At 62.1% G+C, this 18,553-nt stretch carries 19 protein-coding genes and 1 pseudogene; 8 read left to right on the top strand and 12 right to left on the bottom strand.

The window, feature by feature from the left end; genetic code table 11:
* The first annotated feature begins 52 nt into the window (after positions 1 to 52).
* The 6 genes from AC1D1B_RS06530 (at position 53) to msrB (ending at position 3,788) form a co-directional block, all read left to right on the top strand.
* Positions 53 to 916 carry a LysR family transcriptional regulator gene (locus tag AC1D1B_RS06530; protein ID WP_477330386.1) on the top strand — a complete coding sequence of 288 codons (864 nt, stop codon included), beginning with the start codon at positions 53 to 55 and terminating at the stop codon, positions 914 to 916.
* A gap of 52 nt (positions 917 to 968) precedes the next feature.
* Positions 969 to 1,415: an N-acetyltransferase family protein gene (locus tag AC1D1B_RS06525; protein ID WP_477330384.1), complete on the top strand. Its 447-nt coding sequence runs from the start codon at positions 969 to 971 to the stop codon at positions 1,413 to 1,415.
* A gap of 60 nt (positions 1,416 to 1,475) precedes the next feature.
* On the top strand, positions 1,476 to 1,670 hold the full coding sequence (locus AC1D1B_RS06520; protein ID WP_477330382.1) for a type II toxin-antitoxin system HicA family toxin: 195 nt from the start codon (positions 1,476 to 1,478) through the stop codon (positions 1,668 to 1,670).
* Positions 1,671 to 1,681: 11 nt separating this feature from the next.
* Positions 1,682 to 2,086 carry a type II toxin-antitoxin system HicB family antitoxin gene (locus AC1D1B_RS06515; protein ID WP_477330380.1) on the top strand — a complete coding sequence of 135 codons (405 nt, stop codon included), beginning with the start codon at positions 1,682 to 1,684 and terminating at the stop codon, positions 2,084 to 2,086.
* A 3-nt stretch (positions 2,087 to 2,089) separates the two neighbouring features.
* Complete coding sequence (locus AC1D1B_RS06510; RefSeq protein ID WP_477330378.1) at positions 2,090 to 3,280, top strand: vWA domain-containing protein; 1,191 nt, start codon at positions 2,090 to 2,092, stop codon at positions 3,278 to 3,280.
* A gap of 103 nt (positions 3,281 to 3,383) precedes the next feature.
* The gene (gene msrB / locus AC1D1B_RS06505; protein WP_023832607.1) at positions 3,384 to 3,788 is read left to right on the top strand and encodes a peptide-methionine (R)-S-oxide reductase MsrB; all 405 of its coding nucleotides are present in this window, start codon (positions 3,384 to 3,386) and stop codon (positions 3,786 to 3,788) included.
* Positions 3,789 to 3,857: 69 nt separating this feature from the next.
* Here the strand turns inward: msrB and AC1D1B_RS06500 are convergent, their stop codons facing one another.
* The gene (locus AC1D1B_RS06500; RefSeq protein WP_477330376.1) at positions 3,858 to 4,196 is read right to left on the bottom strand and encodes a hypothetical protein; all 339 of its coding nucleotides are present in this window, start codon (positions 4,194 to 4,196) and stop codon (positions 3,858 to 3,860) included.
* A gap of 210 nt (positions 4,197 to 4,406) precedes the next feature.
* Between AC1D1B_RS06500 and AC1D1B_RS06495 the strand changes: the two genes are divergently transcribed.
* Positions 4,407 to 4,916 (top strand): arsenate reductase ArsC, encoded by a 510-nt coding sequence (locus tag AC1D1B_RS06495; RefSeq protein WP_477330374.1) that lies wholly within the window; start codon positions 4,407 to 4,409, stop codon positions 4,914 to 4,916.
* Positions 4,917 to 4,926: 10 nt separating this feature from the next.
* Here the strand turns inward: AC1D1B_RS06495 and AC1D1B_RS06490 are convergent, their stop codons facing one another.
* The 10 genes and pseudogenes from AC1D1B_RS06490 to AC1D1B_RS06445 form a co-directional block, all read right to left on the bottom strand.
* On the bottom strand, positions 4,927 to 5,379 hold the full coding sequence (locus tag AC1D1B_RS06490; RefSeq protein WP_477330372.1) for a hypothetical protein: 453 nt from the start codon (positions 5,377 to 5,379) through the stop codon (positions 4,927 to 4,929).
* A 93-nt stretch (positions 5,380 to 5,472) separates the two neighbouring features.
* A complete protein-coding gene (locus AC1D1B_RS06485) occupies positions 5,473 to 5,733 on the bottom strand; it encodes a DUF2312 domain-containing protein (protein ID WP_112393546.1) in 261 nt (86 codons plus the stop codon).
* Positions 5,734 to 5,885: 152 nt separating this feature from the next.
* A complete protein-coding gene (pyc, locus tag AC1D1B_RS06480) occupies positions 5,886 to 9,344 on the bottom strand; it encodes a pyruvate carboxylase (protein ID WP_477330371.1) in 3,459 nt (1,152 codons plus the stop codon).
* A 300-nt stretch (positions 9,345 to 9,644) separates the two neighbouring features.
* Positions 9,645 to 10,766 (bottom strand): branched-chain amino acid ABC transporter substrate-binding protein, encoded by a 1,122-nt coding sequence (locus tag AC1D1B_RS06475; protein ID WP_181057728.1) that lies wholly within the window; start codon positions 10,764 to 10,766, stop codon positions 9,645 to 9,647.
* Positions 10,767 to 10,903: 137 nt separating this feature from the next.
* Positions 10,904 to 11,251 (bottom strand): DUF6867 family protein, encoded by a 348-nt coding sequence (locus AC1D1B_RS06470; RefSeq protein WP_477330368.1) that lies wholly within the window; start codon positions 11,249 to 11,251, stop codon positions 10,904 to 10,906.
* 112 nt (positions 11,252 to 11,363) lie between these two features.
* A complete protein-coding gene (locus AC1D1B_RS06465) occupies positions 11,364 to 12,092 on the bottom strand; it encodes an ABC transporter ATP-binding protein (RefSeq protein ID WP_142869801.1) in 729 nt (242 codons plus the stop codon).
* 17 nt (positions 12,093 to 12,109) lie between these two features.
* A pseudogene (locus AC1D1B_RS06460) lies at positions 12,110 to 13,189 on the bottom strand (ABC transporter ATP-binding protein); the annotation flags it as partial.
* Positions 13,189 to 14,784, bottom strand: coding sequence for a high-affinity branched-chain amino acid ABC transporter permease LivM (gene livM, locus AC1D1B_RS06455; RefSeq protein ID WP_477330366.1), 1,596 nt, complete (start codon positions 14,782 to 14,784; stop codon positions 13,189 to 13,191). The gene livM and the pseudogene AC1D1B_RS06460, both read right to left, overlap by 1 nt.
* A 4-nt stretch (positions 14,785 to 14,788) precedes the next feature.
* Positions 14,789 to 15,691: a branched-chain amino acid ABC transporter permease gene (locus tag AC1D1B_RS06450; protein WP_181057722.1), complete on the bottom strand. Its 903-nt coding sequence runs from the start codon at positions 15,689 to 15,691 to the stop codon at positions 14,789 to 14,791.
* Positions 15,692 to 16,137: 446 nt separating this feature from the next.
* Positions 16,138 to 16,524, bottom strand: a complete 387-nt coding sequence (locus AC1D1B_RS06445; RefSeq protein ID WP_477286527.1) for an ectoine synthase — start codon at positions 16,522 to 16,524, stop codon at positions 16,138 to 16,140.
* Between the two features lie 133 nt (positions 16,525 to 16,657).
* Between AC1D1B_RS06445 and AC1D1B_RS06440 the strand changes: the two genes are divergently transcribed.
* Positions 16,658 to 17,557: a LysR substrate-binding domain-containing protein gene (locus tag AC1D1B_RS06440; protein WP_477330364.1), complete on the top strand. Its 900-nt coding sequence runs from the start codon at positions 16,658 to 16,660 to the stop codon at positions 17,555 to 17,557.
* Here AC1D1B_RS06440 and AC1D1B_RS06435 read toward each other — a convergent pair.
* Positions 17,550 to 18,551: a 4-hydroxyproline epimerase gene (locus AC1D1B_RS06435; RefSeq protein WP_477330362.1), complete on the bottom strand. Its 1,002-nt coding sequence runs from the start codon at positions 18,549 to 18,551 to the stop codon at positions 17,550 to 17,552. The two genes, AC1D1B_RS06440 and AC1D1B_RS06435, sit on opposite strands and share 8 nt — an antisense overlap.
* Positions 18,552 to 18,553: the final 2 nt, after the last annotated feature.

The following is an 18,553-nucleotide window of genomic DNA, read 5'->3' as shown; positions in this document are numbered from 1 at the left end:
TTGGCTATATCAGAAATAACAAATTGGCATGCTGCCCAAGGGAAGCTCGTAAATGACCAGCCTTGATGTCGATGCCGTTCGCACCTTCGTGATGGTAGCCGACCTGCAGAGCTTCACCCGTGCCGCCGCAGCGCTCGGCAGCACCCAGGCGACGATCAGCGTCAAGCTGCGCCGTCTCGAGGAAAAGCTCGGCGCGCGATTGATCGAAAGAACGCCGCGCCGCGTGAGCCTGTCGGCACGAGGCGCCGTTTTCCTCCCCGCCGCGCGCGACTTCCTTGCCGCGCATGAGCGCGCCATGGCGGAGTTTGCGTCAGCACCGTGCCGGCTTGCGCTCGGCTTTGTCGATCATGCCGCAGGCGCCGAGCTTTCCGTCCTGATTGCCCAGCTGCATGCGCACGATCCGTCGCTCACGCTCAGTTTGAGGATCGACACCAGCACCGTCCTGAAGGAAGCATTCGATCACGGCGAGCTTGATGCAGTCATCGTGCACCGCGAAGGCGACAGCCGCCCGGGCCGGACCTTGTCGCGCAACCATTATGGCTGGTTCGCAGCGCCCTCATTCGAGTGGCAGCGCGGAACGCCGCTGCGCCTCGCGCTTCTAAGCACCATATGCAGTTGTCCGGACCGTGTGCGAGCGGTCGAAGCGCTGGACAAAGCAGGCATCGCCTGGGAGGAGGCCTTCGTCGGCGGCGGCGGCGCGGCCGTCAACATTGCGGTATCGGCGGGGTTCGCCGTTTCGGCGCTGGCCCACCGCGTCGCTCCGCCCGGCCTGATCGACGTTGGCCGCAAGCTTGACCTGCCGCCTCTTGAGGCTTCCGAAGTGGTGCTGCATTCGCACACACTGGCGCCACGAGCCCGCGAGGCGCTGCATGTGCTGGCGACCGCATTTCGCGAGTACAATTCGGCGGTGGTATAGGCTGTACCTGATCTGATTCCGCCGGAACGGATCAAGCTTTGGAGGAACCGAAATGACCGAGATCACCGTCCGCCCGCTGGCGCAGTCCGACCATGCCGACTGGCGTCGGCTATGGACTGCCTACCTCACCTTCTACGAGACCAAGCTGCCGGACGAGGTCTACGACATCACCTGGAAGCGGCTGTTCACGGAAGGCGAATTCGAGCCGAAGGGATTTATCGCCACCCTCGACGGCAAAGCGGTGGGCCTGACCCACTATCTCTACCACCGCTCCGGCTGGTCGGAGAAAAACAACTGCTACCTGCAGGACCTGTTCGCCGACCCTGATGTGCGCGGCAAGGGCATCGGTGCGGCCCTGATCGAAGCGGTCAAGCAGGAAGCCGGCAAGATCGGCGTCAAGAACGTCTACTGGATGACCCACGAAACCAACGCCACCGCCCGCAAGCTCTACGACCATGTCGCGCGGCGGACGGGTTTCATCGAGTACGATCTGCTGTAGATAGACACCCAGTTGAAGTAACAGCTATTGCGCAATATATTGCGCATAAGTGGGTGAGCGATGCCGCTGATCGAGACCAATACGCGCAAGATCATCGCGAGGCTTTTGCGCGAGGGTTGGGTAGGTGTCGGCGGCGGCAAGCACGACAAGTATGAGCATCCGGACAAGCCTGAGGTGATACTCATCGTACCTCGGCACCGTGAGCAATCTCCTGGCGTTGCCCGGTCGATCGCTCGGCTGGCAGGATGGATTTGAGGACCAAGCACATGGCGCACTATGTCGGAATTCTCGATGGAGCGGACGATGTCTGGGGTGTCCGAGTCCCTGACCTTCCGGGTTGCCATGGCGGCGGCGCAAGCCCTGAAGAGGCCATCGCAGATGTGACGTCGGCCGTACGTGAATGGGTCGAAGCGCACTTGGCGAAACACTTGCCCTTGCCGGGACCGAATACCGTTGCCGAGCTGCTCGGACAAGGTGAAATTGACAGCACGGTGGGTGAGTCTGCCGTCATGATCCCCGTATTGATCGATTCCGGCCGGCCGGTTCGAGCCAATCTGTCGCTCGACGCTGGCCTCTTGGCTGCGATCGACGAAGAAGCCGGTCGGCGCGGCCTCACGCGTTCCGCTTTCATCGCTAGTGCAGCACGAGAGAAGATCGAAGGACATCGATAGGCCATGTTCCTCCCCTTCTTCCTCGAACTGAAGGCCGCGCGGGTTCCCGTCTCGCTCAGGGAATATCTGTCGCTGCTGGAGGGACTGGAAGCCGGGCTGGTCGACTATGACGTCGAGGGTTTTTACTACCTCGCCCGCGCCGCTTTGGTGAAGGACGAACGCCATATCGACCGCTTCGATCAGGTGTTTGCGCATATCTTCAAAGGCGTCGAGGCTCTCACCGGACCGGACGCCATTGATGTCGCCAACATCCCTGAGGAATGGCTGCGCCGGCTCGCCGAAAAGCACCTGACCGAGGAAGAGAAAAAACTGGTCGAGGCGCTCGGTGGCTTCGAAAAGCTGATGGAGACGCTGAAGCAGCGGCTCGAGGAACAGAAAGGCCGCCACCAGGGCGGCTCGAAATGGATCGGCACCGGCGGCACCTCGCCCTTCGGCGCCTATGGCTACAATCCCGAAGGCGTGCGCATCGGCCAGCATGAAAGCCGCAACCGTCGCGCGGTCAAAGTCTGGGACAAGCGCGAATTCAGGAATTTCGACGACGCCATCGAGCTCGGCACCCGCAACATCAAGGTGGCGCTGAAGCGCCTGCGCCGCTGGGTGCGCGAAGGTGCGGAGGAAGAGTTCGACCTGCCAGGCACCATCCACGCCACCGCCGAGCACGGCTATCTCGATGTGCAGACGCGCCCCGAACGGCGCAACGCAGTGAAGCTTTTGATGTTCTTCGATGTCGGCGGCTCGATGGACGACCACATCAAAAGCGTCGAGGAGCTGTTTTCGGCCGCTCGCGCCGAATTCCGCCAGCTCGAATATTTCTACTTCCACAACTGCCTTTATGAGGGCGTGTGGAAGGACAATCGCCGCCGGCATGCCGAGACCATCCCGACCTTCGACCTCCTCCACAAATACGGCCCAGACTACAAGGTGATCGTCGTCGGCGACGCCTCGATGAGCCCTTACGAGATTGCCCATCCCGGCGGCTCGGTCGAACACTGGAACCCGGAAGCCGGCAGCGTCTGGCTCGGCCGGCTGCTGCAGCAATGGCCCAACGCGGTCTGGCTGAACCCGGAAAACCAGAAGAATTGGGGCTTCACCCATTCGATCGCGATGATCCGCGACCTCTTCGGCGGCCGCATGTTCCCACTGACGCTGGCCGGGCTCGAAGCCGCGACGAAGCAGCTTTCACGCAAGCATTGAGGCTCAGGCACATCGCGGCGCTGGCCGAACCTGTAACAAACCCCTATCTTGGAGCGAATATAGCTTGCAACCAACAACAAGCCGCCAAGGCTGAGGAGATCGAATGGACACCCACACCTATCCCGTTACCCGCACCGACGCTGAATGGCGTGCCCGGCTGACGCCGGAGCAATATGCCGTCATGCGCGGCCACGGCACCGAACGTCCCGGAAGCTGCGCCCTGCTCTACGAGAAGCGCGCTGGCACCTTTTCCTGCGTCGGCTGCGACCAGCCGCTGTTCGAATCCAAGCTGAAGTTCGAGAGCGGCACCGGCTGGCCGAGCTTCAACGACCCGGTGCCTGGTTCGGTCGAAAACACTGTCGACCGCAGCTACGGCATGGTCCGCACCGAATGCCACTGCGCCCGCTGCGGCAGCCATCTCGGCCATGTCTTCGACGACGGCCCGCCGCCAACCGGCCTGCGCTATTGCATCAACGGCGTGGCGCTGAAATTCGAGCCGGCGGCTTAAACCGCAACCCGGTCATCATCTCCTGCAAAGGGCGGCTCCGGCCGCCCTTTTTCGTGCCCAGCCGGCGTCTCAGACAACGACCACCAGGATCAACCATAGCGCGGAACCGAGCATCATCAGCGAGGCCTTGCCGCCGCCGGCCTTTTCCGCAATGCGCCAGACAGCCAGGGTCAGGAAGATGTTGTAGGGCACCGGCGCGAAATGCACGGCCAGCACCACTGCCAGCGGCAGCTTCAGCCCGAGCAGGATGAGTGCAACCACCGACGACGCGACGTTGATCGCGGTGCCGACAACGATCATGTCGCGCCAGAACAGACGATCTAGCGACACGGCACCGTGCCAGCGTGAGCGGAAGAAGCCGGCGGCTCCGCCCGTCTTGCCGTCTTCACTGCCCGCTGGTCCCTGCATCAAACTATCCCATCCGGAACCCGCAACGATCCCGAGAGCGGCAGGTCTGTCAATGCCGCATAATGATCAGGCGCGTTGAAGCATATGTCTTGCCGATCGCCAAACAATCGTGAAATCTTTTCGAGCCCGCCCCTTGCCGGCATCCGCCGCAAAGCTAATTTGCAGACCGTGCCGTTCCTTCATCCCGGTCGCCTGCCAGGGAGGTCTTTGATGAGCGACAAAAGCTACAATGTGCTGTTCTTGTGCAACGCCAATTCGGCGCGCTCGATCATGGGCGAGGCCATCCTCAATCGGATCGGCGCCGAGAAATTCAAGGCCTTCTCCGCCGGGTCCGAGCCGAAGGGCACCGTCAATCCCTACGCGCTGCAGCTGCTCGAGAGCCTCAACTACGACACCGGCTTCGCCCGCTCGAAAGGCTGGGATGAGTTTGCCGAACCTGACGCCCCTGAAATGGATTTCGTCTTCACCGTCTGCGACAGCACCGCCAACGAATCCTGCCCGGTCTGGCCCGGTCATCCGATGACCGCGCTGTGGGCGATACCGGACCCGGCCAAGGCACAAGGCACCGACGCCGAGATGCATCTTGCCTTCGCCGATGCCTATCGCATGCTCAACAACCGCATCTCGCTGTTCAGCAACCTGCCGATGGACGCGCTCGATCACATGGCGCTGCAGCAGCATCTGGACGAGATCGGCCGCGACGCGCCGAAACCGAACTAGGCGGCCGGGTTCACGAACCGCCTTCGACCTGTCCCAGCACCTCGGTGACGGCGCGCTCGAAGCGTGAGCATTCCGTCACCAGCCAGTCGGCCATGGCCGGCCAATTGTCCTCGGCATAGCAATTCACCCGCCACATCGAGTTGATGCCGAGCCCCTCGCAGCTCTGTTCCGGCCTGAGTTTCAACCTGTCTTCGATCGCCGGCTGGAACGGCTTCAGCCGCGACCAGGCTTCAGTGGCGCCGAACTTCTCGTTGCGGCCGAAGAAGACGCCGACATGGTTTTGCGCCGGCGCGACATACATGGACAGGACCAGGGCGAAATCGGGCAGCCCGCGCTGCCAGAACCACGGCCCGCGCCGCGCCATGGATGCGCGTTCCTCCGGATGCCGTTCGGCGAACAGCGCCCAGAAGCTGCGCTGGCGGAATTCTGAGGCGCGGCGGGCGCCAAAGTCGAATTCGCTCATGGTTCGATGCCCGCTCCAGCATCATGCCCGGCCGAGACTTGTTTCGAAATCCGCTCCGGCAATATCAGCCGGGTAGAATTTCCATACAGTCTCTTACACCATGCCGAGGGCCGCCATATACAGATCGAGGATGGCGTCTTCTTCCTGCCGCTCGGCCTGATCCTTCTTGCGCAGCCGGATGATCGACCGCATCGCCTTGGTGTCGAAACCGGTGCCCTTGGCCTCGGCGAACACTTCCTTGATGTCGTCGGCGATGGTCTTCTTTTCTTCCTCGAGCCGCTCGATGCGCTCGATGAAGGCGCGCAACTGGCCGGCGGCAACAGTCTGGCTGGTATCTGTGATGTCGTCGGCCATGTTTTTTCTCCGCTTCTTTTTTTAAGCACCGCGATTCTGGCGCGGCAAAATTGGAGCGGGTTCGATGCCCGAGCGGGCGCGGCGGGTCAAGCCATTATCGATGCTTCGTGGAAGGCTGCTGCCAGCCGTCCCCAAGGCGATCGATCAGCGCGTCACCCAAAAGCGATCAACAAATCCTTGGCGTCGATCTGGTCGCCCGCTTTGACGAGCACTTCGACGATCGTTCCGTCGCGCTCGGCATGCAGCGCCGTCTCCATCTTCATGGCTTCGATCGACAACAGCACGTCGCCGGCTTTGACCGCCTGGCCGGCGGCAACCGCAAGCGCCGAGACGACCCCGGGCATCGGAGCGCCGACATGCGCCTCGTTGCCGGGCTCAGCCTTGCGCCGCGCCTTGGCGGCGGACGCGCCATGCGCGCGGTCGGGAACCTTCACCCTTCGCGGCTGGCCGTTGAGCTCGAAGAACACCGTGACCATGCCCTTCTCGTCGACATCGCCGATCGCAAGGCAGCGTACCACCAGGGTCTTGCCTTTTTCGATGTCGACGAAGATCTCGTCTTCCGACTTCATGCCGTAGAAATAGGTCGGCGTCGGCAGCACGCTGACCGGGCCATAGGTCTCCTGCGCCGCGGCGAAGTCGGAAAACACCTTTGGATACATCAGCCACGAGGCGAATTCGTACTCGCTAAGCTTGCGCTCCAGCTTCTGCTCGATCTCCTTGCGGTTGGCCTTGAGATCGGCGGGCTTCAACAGCGAGCCCGGCCGCACCGTGATCGGCTTGTCGCCTTTCAGCACCTTCTTCTGCAAGGCTTCCGGCCAACCGCCCGGTGACTGGCCGAGATCGCCGCGCAGCATCGACACCACCGAGTCCGGGAAGGCGATGTCCTTGTTGGGGTTCTCGACATCGGTGACAGTCAGGTCCTGGCTGACCATCATCAGCGCCATGTCGCCGACGACCTTGGACGACGGCGTCACCTTGACGATGTCGCCGAACATCAGGTTGACGTCGTGATAGGTCTGCGCCACCTCGTGCCAGCGCGTTTCCAGCCCGAGCGAACGCGCCTGCTCCTTGAGGTTGGTGAACTGGCCGCCCGGCATCTCGTGCAGATAGACCTCCGACGCTGGCCCTTTCAGGTCGCTTTCGAAAGCGGCGTACTGGTTGCGCACCGCCTCCCAATAGAACGAGATGTGGCGGATCCATTGCGGGTCGAGGCCCGGGTCGCGCTCGGTGCCCTTAAGCGCCTCGACGATCGAGCCCAGGCACGGCTGCGAGGTGTTGCCGGAGAGAGAGTCCATCGCCGCGTCGATGGCGTCGACGCCGCTCTCCACCGCCGCCAGCACCGTCGCCGCCGACAGGCCCGACGTGTCGTGGGTGTGGAAGTGGATCGGCAGGTCGGTTGCCTCGCGCAACGCCTTGAACAGCACGCGTGCGGCGGCCGGCTTCAGCAGGCCGGCCATGTCCTTGACGGCGATGATGTGGGCGCCGGCGGCCTGCAATTCCTTCGCCAGCCCGACATAATATTTGAGGTCGTATTTGGCGCGCGCCGGATCGAGGATGTCGCCGGTGTAGCAGATCGCCGCTTCGACCAGCTTGCCCTCGGCGCCGACCGCGTCCATGGCGACGCGCATGTTATCGACCCAGTTCAGGCAGTCGAAAACACGGAACAGATCGACGCCGCCGCTTGCTGCCTGTTTGACGAAATGCTGCACGACATTGTCGGGGTAGTTGGTGTAGCCGACGCCGTTGGCGCCGCGCAGAAGCATCTGCAGCAGAAGGTTGGGGGCTGCTTCGCGCACCAGCGACAGCCTCTCCCACGGATCCTCGGTTAGGAAGCGCATGGCGACGTCGAAGGTGGCGCCGCCCCAGCATTCAAGCGACAGGAGTTGCGGCAAGGCCCGAGCGTATGTGCCGGCGATATTGGCGATGTCATGCGTGCGCATGCGGGTGGCGAGCAGCGACTGATGGCCGTCGCGCATCGTCGTGTCGGTGACCAGCACCTCTTTTTGCTCGCGCATCCAGGCAGCGAATTTCTGCGGGCCGAGCACGTCCAGTTTCTGCTTGCTGCCGCCCGGCACATTGCCGTTGAGATAGGGCACGACGGGCGCGGCCGCATCGGCTTTCGGCATGGGCCGACCGCGGGTTTCCGGATGACCGTTGACGCTGACATCGGCCAGGTAGTTGAGCAGCTTGGTGGCGCGGTCCTGGCGCTTGACCTGCTGGAACAATTCCGGCGTCGTGTCGATGAACTTGGTCGTATAGGAATTGTCGGCGAAGCTAGGGTGGTTGATGATCGCTTCGAGGAAGGTGAGGTTGGTGGCGACGCCACGAATGCGGAACTCGCGCAGCGCCCGGTTCATGCGGGCGATCGTCTCGGCCGGTGTCGGCGCCCACGCCGTCACCTTCTCCAGCAGCGGATCGTAGAAGCGGGTGATGACCGCGCCCGAATAGGCGGTGCCGCCGTCGAGCCGGATGCCGAAGCCGGTGGCGCCGCGATAGGCGGTGATGCGGCCGTAATCCGGAATGAAATTGTGCTCGGGATCTTCGGTGGTGATGCGGCACTGCAGCGCGTGGCCGTTGAGCCTGATGTCCTTCTGCGCCGGTACGCCCGATTCCGGCGTGCCGATGGCGAAGCCGTCCAGGATGTGGATCTGCGCCTTGACGATGTCGATGCCGGTCACCTGCTCGGTGACGGTGTGCTCGACCTGGATGCGCGGATTGACCTCGATGAAGTAGAATTTGCCGGTGTCGGCGTCCTGCAGGAATTCCACCGTGCCGGCGCCGATATAGCTTGTCTCGCGAGCGATCCTCAACGCGTAGCCGCAAAGCTCCTCGCGCTGCGACATTTCAAGGTATGGCGCCGGCGCCCGTTCGACGACCTTCTGGTTGCGGCGCTGGATCGAGCAGTCGCGCTCGAACAGATGCACTGCGTTGCCATGCGTGTCGCCAAGCACCTGGACCTCGACATGGCGCGCGCGCTCGATCAGCTTTTCGAGATAGACCTCGTCCTTGCCGAAGGCGGCTTTCGCCTCGCGCTTGCCTTCCGTGACTTCACGGGCAAGATCGGTCTCGGCGCGGATGGCGCGCATGCCGCGCCCACCACCGCCCCACGAGGCCTTCAGCATCACCGGATAGCCGATCTCCTTGGCCAGTTTCTTGACCGTCTCCATATCGTCCGGCAACGGGTCTGTGGCGGGGATCACCGGCACGCCGACCTCAATGGCGAGATTGCGCGCGGCAACCTTGTTGCCGAGCCGGCGCATCGTGTCCGGCTTCGGGCCAATAAACGTGATGCCGGCCTCAGCGCAGGCATCGGCGAATTCGGGGCTCTCCGACAAAAGGCCGTAGCCCGGGTGGATGGCGTCGGCGCCTGAAAGCCTGGCGACGCGGATCACTTCCTCGATCGACAGATAGCTTTCGATCGGCCCCATATCCCTAAGCAGATGCTGCCCGCGCCCGACCTGGTAGCTTTCATCGGCCTTGAAGCGATGCAGCGAATATTTGTCCTCCTCGGCCCAGATCGCCACGGTTTTGAGGCCGAGCTCGTTGGCCGCGCGAAAAACGCGAATGGCAATTTCGGACCGGTTGGCGACGAGGATCTTCGTGATGGCCAAGGAAGAAGGCTCCGGACAGGGAGGGATGGGGGTTCAGCAATGATTAACGCGAAAATGCTGCAGTGCAACCAAAATCGGGAGGCGATTAAACCGATTTAAATGGATTCTAGCACTGCAAAGCGAAAGACTGCGTGCGAATGGCGTCGCGGAGTGACGCGAATTGTCATCCCGCGCACAATCCAGCTCCGGCTAAAGGTTCTTTTTAGCCAACGTCACCGCCCCTGCTCGGACCCAGGCGACGGGTCAAAGAAAAATGCCCGGCGCAAGCGCCGGGCATTTCGTAGGGATTGCGTTATCCGATCAGGACTTCGGCAGCCAGGTGATCTTGCCGTCCGGACCCTTCTTCCACTCGTACATGATGTAGCCCGGGAGCTTCGGATCGCCCTTCTCGTCATAGGCGAGGTCGCCCAGAACGGTCTTGAACGGACCCTTCTCATGCAAGGCCTTGGCCACTTCCACCGGGTCGTTCGTCTTGGCCACGGCAGCGGCTTCGGCGATGACCTGCATGGCGGCATAGGCGTAGAGCGTGTAGGCTTCCGGCTCAAAGCCCTGGGCGCGGAACTTCTCGACCAGTGCCTTGTTCTCGGGGATCAGGCGCGGATCCGGACCGAAGGTGTTGAGCGTACCGATAACCGCGTCGCCGGCGATCGCAGCCAGCTCGTCAGTGACGATGCCATCGCCCGACATCAGGGTAGCCTTGAGGCCCTGGTCAGCCGACTGGCGGATGATCAGGCCAGCTTCCGTGTGCAGGCCGCCCCAATAGATCAGGGTGACGCCGGCGTCCTTCATCTTGGCGATCAGCGCCGAGAAGTCCTTGTCGCCGACATTGACGCCTTCGTACATGACTTCCGTCAGGCCGGCTGCGTTCATCGCCTTCTTGGTTTCATCGGCAAGGCCCTGACCGTAGGGGGTCTTGTCGTGGATGACGGCAACCTTGGCGTCTTTGAAGTTGGCCGCAATATAGGCGCCGGCAATGCCGCCCTGCTGGTCGTCGCGTCCGCAGGTGCGGAACACGTTCCACAGGCCGCGCTCGGTGAATTTCGGGTTGGTCGCCGCCGGGGTCACTTCGACGATATTGTTGTCGACATAGACTTCCTGCGACACCGGAATCGAGACGCCCGAGTTGAAGTGGCCGACCACGAACTTGACGCCATCGCCGACGAACTTGTTGGCGACCGAGATGCCTTGCTTCGGATCGGAGACGTCGTCACCGACTTCAAGCTTGATCTGCTCGCCATTCATGCCGCCTGCTGCGTTGATGTCGGCAACAGCCGCTTCCGCACCCTTCTGCAGCTGCGCACCGAAGGCCGCATTCGGCCCGGTGATCGGACCGGCGACGCCGACGAGGACATCAGCCCATGCGTTACCGCCGAACGCGACAAGCGCGGTCAGCGCAACGGCGGACAAAAGTGATTTCTTCATTGAAACGCTCCCATTTACGAGGTGGGCGTGGATGATACTTTCATGCGATGCCCACCCTTATCGCAGAAAGCGTACTTTGCCGATTTTCAGGCCCTTGTCACGCCGATTCATCCCCGAAACGGCGTTAATGGTGAACGTCAAGCTTTCGGCTTCCAGCTTAAGATCGAAGCCCGTTCGTAAAGCCAATTATACTGCGTCACCATCTGGTTGGTGCGCGTGTATTGATAGCCGACAAACCCCAATATCATGAGCACGATTGTGTCCACGACATAGTATTGCAGCGAAAACATCGTGCCGCCGAACAGGGCATGATGGATGAACCTGATGCCGATGCCGAGCCCCAGCAGATAGGCGAACAGCGCCGGCAGGCTGCGCCATGTCTGGGCGCTGGCCTTGCCGGTCATCCATGCCGCCCAGCCGCCGAGCAGACAGGTGACGAAGAAGAACTGCCAGATGGAAGGTTCTTCGTAGAGAATGCCTTGCATGGTGAAGACTCCCTAGCATGACCCCGAAAAGTTGCAGACTTTTCGGACAAAGGTCATGCGACAAACAAACAACTTGGAGCGGAATACCGTATGCATACATTTCGCTCCAAACTCAGTGATGGCCGCCTTCGAGATAGGCCGCGCGCACTTCGGGATTGGCGAGCAATTCCTTGCCCGTGCCGCTCATGGTCACGTTGCCGTTGACCATGACATAGCCGCGCGTGGCGAGCTTGAGCGCGCCAAAGGCGTTCTGCTCGACCAGGAACACGGTCAGCCCTTGCGTGCGGTTCAGCTCGCGGATGGCGTCGAAAATCTGCTTGACGATCAGCGGCGCCAGGCCCAGCGACGGCTCGTCGAGCAGAAGCAGCTTCGGCCGCGCCATCAGCGCGCGTCCGATCGACAGCATCTGCTGCTCGCCGCCCGACAGCGTGCCGCCGCGCTGGGCGATGCGCTCCTTGAGGCGCGGGAACAGCGTGAACACCTTCTCGGCATCCTCGTCATAGTGCTTGAGGTTGTCGAGACCGGCGCCCATCTGCAGGTTTTCCATTACCGTCATGCGCGGGAAAATACGCCTGCCTTCGGGCGACTGTGCGATGCGCATGCGCGCGATCTCGTGCGTCGGCATCTGGGTGATGTCGGTGCCGGCGAAAGTGATGGTACCGGAACGGGCCCGCGGCGCACCGAAGATGGTCATCATCAGCGTCGACTTGCCGGCGCCGTTGGCGCCGATCAGCGCGACGATCTCGCCCTGGTTGACGTGGACATCGACGCCGTTCAGCGCCTTGATGTTGCCGTAGTAGGTCTCGACGCCCTTGATGTCGAGCAGCGTTGTCTCGGCCATCATTTACGCCCTCCGCGCGGCTTGGATGTCGGGGATTTCCCGGCGGGCTTGGCCGTGGCCCGCTCGGTCGGTTTTCTCGGCGCGACGTTGGTCCTTGCATCGAATTGGGCTGCCTTCGAGGCGCCCTTCGATACCGTGACCCGCTCGCCCTCGCTATGGCCGATCGTGTCGCTCACCGGGCCGGCGAGATAAGACGACGACGTGCCTGGCCCGTGTGCCGAGTCCGGCCCGATGTCCAACTGTTCGATGACGTCTTCATCGCCGACCTCGGTCAGCACCGTCTCGACCTCCTCGTCGTCGACGCCGAGATAGGCGGCGATGACGCGCGGGTCGGTGCGCACCGATTGCGGGCTACCATCGGAAATCTTGCGGCCATATTCGAGCACCACGACATGGTCGGAAATCTGCATGACCACCGACATGTCATGCTCGATCAAAAGGATCGACGTGCTGCTCTTGATGTCCATCAGCAACGAATTGAGCGCTGCCGATTCCTTCGGATTGAGACCGGCCGCAGGCTCGTCGAGGCACAGGAGCTCGGGCCCCGTGCACATGGCGCGCGCGATCTCGAGCCGTCGCTGCGCGCCATAGGGCAGGTCGCCGGCCGGATCGTCGGCGCGGTCGACAAGATCCGCCTTCTCCAGCCAGTGCTTGGCAAGCTCAACCGATTCGGCCGAGGCCCGGCGGTAGCCACCGATCCCGAACAGGCCGAGGATCGTATAGCCCGATGCCTTCATCAACTTGTTGTGCTGGGCAACCAGCAGGTTCTCCAACAGCGTCATGCCGGAGAACAGCCGGATGTTCTGGAAGGTACGCGCCACCTTGGCGCGCGCCGGGATCTCATGATTGGGCAGCCGTTCGAGCAGGAAGCTCGAGCCGTCGGCACCGTTGAGCGTGATCATGCCTTCCGACGGTTTGTAGAAGCCGGTGATGCAGTTGAAGACGGTGGTCTTGCCGGCGCCGTTGGGTCCGATCAGCGCGGTGATCTCGCCGCGCTTGGCCTGGAAGGACAGGTCGCCGATAGCGACCAGGCCGCCGAACTTCATCGACAGATGCTCGACCTGGAGAATGGCGTCTTTCATCGAATTCGCACTCATCAGCCGTGCCCTTCCTTGGTGAAGGAACCGGAGACGGCTTTTCGTTCTCTGAGGAAGGCTGTCGGTTCACGACTGCCGACGAAGCCGCGCGGCTTCCACAGCATGACGATGACCATGGCCATGCCGAACAGAAGCATGCGGTAGAGCTCCGGTGTGAAGTCCTTGCCGAAGATGCTCTTCAGGAAATCGAGTTCGCGCAACGCCTCGGTGCCGCCGATCATCACCAGCGCGGCGACCGCGATACCGACCAGCGAGCCCATGCCGCCAAGCACGACGATGGCAAGGATGATGGCCGATTCCAGGAAGACGAAGGATTCAGGGCTGACGAAACCTTGCCGCGCGGCGAAGAATGCGCCGGCAAAACCGCCGAACATGGCGCCGGTGGCAAAGGCGGTGAGCTTGGTGGTGGTGGTGTTGATGCCGAGCGAGCGGCAGGCGATCTCGTCCTCGCGCAGTGCTTCCCAGGCGCGGCCGACAGGCATGCGCCTCAACCGAGTGGTGACGAAGGCGGTGAGCAACGCCAGCGCCAGGATCAGGTAATAGAGGAAGATCTTGTAGTAGGCGCTCGACTGGGCGATATCCAGCACCTTGCCGATATAGTTCGGATCCGATGAATTGAATGTCATCAGGCCGAAGAAGGTGACCTTCGGGATGCCGGAGACGCCGGCCGAGCCGTTGGTCACGTCGCGCCAGTTGATCAGCACCAGCCGGATGATCTCACCGAAGGCCAGCGTGACGATCGCGAGATAGTCGCCACGCAGCCTGAGCACCGGAAAGCCGAGCAGCACGCCCCAGAAGGCGGCCATGGCGCCGGCTGCCGGCAGCAGGATCCAGAACGACAGGCCATAATGGGAGCCGAGCAGCGCATAGGCATAGGCGCCGACCGCATAGAAGGCGACGTAGCCAAGGTCGAGCAGACCGGCGAGGCCGACGACGATGTTCAGCCCCCAGGCCAGCATCACATAGATCAGGATCTGGATGCCGTAATTGTCGACCCATTTCAACGACCCCTGCAGGCCGCCCATGATCGACCACGCATAGACCGACAGCACTACGACGACAAGGATCGGGTATAGCACCAGCGCCGCAATGCCGAGCTTGGTGAAATTGGCGTGGATGAATGCGCGGAAATAAAAGATCACGCAGGCGAGCGCATAGATGACGGCCAGCGCGCGCAGGAACTGGAGATAGCCGGCCAGATCGGGTCCCACCAACGCCGGCAGGGCGCTGCTGAACGCAACCAGGATAACCGCTAGCACGACCGCCACAATGAAGGCCGGAAGCAGGAAGAAGCGCGACGCCACGCTTGCCGGCAACAGGCCGGTTGCGACATTGGTGATCTTCTGATTGGCCATGAACGGCTGGCCATAGGCAATATAGAGAAAGCGCCCAAGCATGGTCAGCACGACCACGGTGATGAGCAGCCCCCAGCGCTGTAGCAGGATCAGCTGGTTGCTGATGTTCTGGTCGGTCTTCAGGCCGATGAAGAGAATGAACAGCCCCAGCGAGATGGCGCCGGCATAGAGCGCTTCACGCAATGCGCGCTGCACGGGGGAGGCGACGGTGTCGCGCTCCGAGGATACGGAAACCGCCATTGTCTCAGACCTTTTCGACTTCTGGCCGGCCCAAAATGCCGGAAGGCAGGAAGATCAGCACGATCGCCAGGATGGAGAACGCTGCGACGTCCTTGTAGTCGATCGAGAAATATGCCGACCACATGCTCTCGATGAAGCCGATCAAAAGCCCGCCAAGCACCGCGCCCGGCAGAGACCCGATGCCGCCGAGAACGGCAGCCGTGAAGGCCTTGACCCCCGGCACGAAGCCGTCGGAGAAGGCGATGACGCCGTAGTACATCAGGAACAGCGTGCCGGCGACAGCCGCCAGGGCCGCGCCCATGATGAAGGTGATCGAGATCGTACGATCGACATCGACGCCCAGCAGTGCCGCCATCTTGCGGTCCTGCTCGCAGGCCCTTTGCGCTCGGCCGAGCGAAGTCCTGTTGACCAGGTACCAGAACAGCGCCAGCAGCAGCGCCGTGACGATGACGATGATGATCTGCTTCAGCGACACGCTGATGCCGTAGATGTCGTAGACTTTGCTGACCATTGGCGGGATCGGCTTGTTGCGCGGACCCTGCGTCACCTGGATGAAGTTCGACAGCGCGATCGACATGCCGATGGCGGTGATCAGCGGCGCCAGCCGGAACGAACCGCGCAGCGGCCGGTAGGCCACCTTCTCGATCGTCCAGTTGTAGAGGCTGGTGAGCAGCATCGCCACGATCATCATGATCAGCAGCGCCAGGACGACCGGCACCGAATAGAACAAGGAGCCGAGGATGAGGAAGACGACGAGGGCGGCGAAGGCCCCAACCATGAAAATGTCGCCATGGGCGAAGTTGATCATGCCGATGATGCCGTAGACCATCGTGTAGCCGATTGCGATCAGCCCATAGATCGATCCCAGCGTCAGCCCATTGATAAGCTGCTGGACAAAATACTGCATGTGTACATGGCTCCCCTGGAATGTCGCCCATGCAGACGCATTCCTTTTCGTATTTCCCCTAGTCGTAAAGTTTCGAGCCCGGATTGCAACGTGATTTTTCAAACGTCGTGCGTGTTTTGCCGGCACGCCTTCCGATTGCCCGTTTTTTTGCTCCCGACCCCTGGACTATCGCGGACCCTATCATTGGCATAACGCAATGTCTCTGACGATTCAGCCGGACAATGCACCCCATTTCGAAGAAATCACCGTCAAAATTAGGTGATGAGACGAATCGTTGCGTTGCTGACAGGCTTCGTTTTTTAGCCACATTCCTTTCCTCGGGGGCAAGATTCTTGCTACTTCGCCACAAAGCCTCGAGCGAGTGGCCCGCGATGGTCGATAAAAGACTATGTGTATCCGAGCGTCCAGGCCCGGCCGCCGGACTGGAAGCGGCTGCCCGTCTGTGATCAGTAGGCGGACCCACCGTCCTCGCTCAACGCATGCCGCTCCGTACCTTTCAAGGGCGGATTGAAGACGCTGACCAGGATCATATCGCCCGCGGCGTCGGCCCGCAGATAGTGCTCGTCATGCTCATTGAGCACATAGATCGTGCCCGGCTCGATGCGGTGCACCGCACCGGACATGTCCTCGACCTCGCCAGCGCCGGCGATGCAATAGCAGGCCTCGAAATGCCGCCGATAATGGAGGCGCGATTCGCTGCCGGCGCGCACGACAGTGTGGCAGACGGTGAAGCCCATGCCGTCCTGCTGGGTCAGCAGCCGGTGGCTGGTGCCATTGCCCCAATTCACGAAGAAGTCAGATTTTTCTACATCAGCCAATTGTCTGGTGAACATGACGATTTCCCTGCGGATACCGGCCGTTGGCCGGAAAGTTATGGGTGGATTGGTGGTGCACGGCAGAGATGCCGCATGCCAGACGGACTTTCAAATGATTGCTTCTCACCCATCATGTTAGTAAATCTTACAGATGGACTACATCCCGCTGAATGCCATCCGGGCCTTTGAGGCTGCCTCCCGCCGCCTGAGCTTTTCCGCTGCCGCCGAGGAGCTGCATGTGACCCATCCGGCGATCAGCCACCAGATAAGGCGCCTGGAGGAGTGGCTGGGCGTGCCGCTCTTCCACCGCGACGCACGCAAGGTGCGGCTGACCGACGCCGGCGTGATCCTGCAAGCGTCGGCGAGTGCTGCCCTTGCCGAACTCGGCGCCACCTGCCGGCGCATCCGGCGCAATGCCGCTGCGGCGACCATTTCCGTCGGCTGCATTCCGTCCATCGCCAGCCGCTGGCTGGTGCCCCGCCTGCCCGCCTTCACCGCCAGCCATCCCGACATCGGCATGCGCGTCGCCTATGCCAAGGCGGAGGACAGGCTTGGCGATGGCGACAATGACGTGCTGATCACGCTCGGCGCCGATCCGACGCCCGGCGTCACCAGCCTGAAGCTGTTTTCGCGCCTCAACCGGCCGGTGTGCAGCCCCTATTACCTGGCCGGCAGGGAGCATCTGCGAACCCCTGCCGGGATAGCCGGCGCCGACCTGCTGCATGACGAGAACCGTCAGGGCTGGGACGAGTGGTTTGCCGAGGCCGGACTGGCCAAGGTCGATGTCGGCAACGGGCCGGTCTTTGCCGACTTCAACATTCTGGCGACTGCGGTCATTGCCGGCCACGGCGTGGCGCTTTGTCCGGTCGATGTCTTTCGCGACGAGTTGAAACACGGCGACCTCGTGGTCCTGTCGGACATCTCGACCAACCGCGACAAGGCCTACTTCCTGACCATGTCGGCGAATGCCTCACCCGCCGCACTCACCTTTGCCGACTGGTTCCGTCGGGAAGTCTCGGTCGATGCCGGCGGCAACCAGCCCACTACTTGACGACGAACCCATGCGCGAACGGATCGCGGTCGTCGATGAAGATGGTGTTCAGGCCGGTCATCCGCGCCCAGCCGCCGATCGAGGGAATGATGGCCGGCTTGCCGGCGACGGTGACGTCCTTTTCGACCTTGCCCCTGAACAGCGAACCGATGATCGATTCATGGACAAAGCTGTCGCCCGCCTTGAGCTTGCCCTTGGCATGGAGCTGCGCCATGCGCGCCGAAGTGCCTGTGCCGCAAGGTGAGCGGTCGATCGCCTTGTCGCCATAGAAGACAGCGTTGCGCGCATCCGCACCTTCGACCGTTGGCTTGCCTGTCCACAGCATGTGCGACAGCCGGTTGATGCCGGGGTTTTCCGGATGCACGAACGAATACTTCTCGTTGAGCCGCTGCCGCACCACCGGGCTCCAGGCGATGAAGTCGCCGGCGGAATAATCGGCCATGTCGCGGTAGTTCGGCTGCGGCTCAACGATGGCGTAGAAATTGCCGCCATAGGCGACATCGACGGTGATTTCGCCAAGCTGCGGGCAGTCGACCGTCAGCCCTTCGGCATAGAGGAAGGACGGCACATTGGTGATGCGCACCTCCTCGACATAGTCGCCCACCTGTTTGTACTCGGCGATGACCAGCCCGGCCGGCGTGTCGAGCCTGAGCACACCCGGCGTCTTTGGCTTGATCAGCCCATGCTCGATGGCCATCGTCACCGTGCCGATGGTGCCGTGGCCGCACATCGGCAGGCAGCCCGAGGTTTCGATGAACAGGATGGCAATGTCGCAATCGTCTCGCGTCGGCGGATAGAGGATCGAGCCCGACATCACGTCATGGCCGCGCGGCTCGAACATCAGCCCGGTACGGATCCAGTCATATTCCGCAAGGAAATGCGCCCGCCGCTCCATCATCGTCGACCCCTCGAGCAACGGGCCGCCGCCGGCGACCAGCCGCACCGGATTGCCGCAGGTATGGCCATCGATGCAGAAGAAGGATTTTTTGGCCATGA

The organism is Mesorhizobium sp. P2_C5_2 (genome assembly GCF_056404535.1).
The sequence above is the reverse complement of the archived record's forward strand: the minus strand, read 5'-3'. Positions and strand labels throughout refer to the sequence as shown.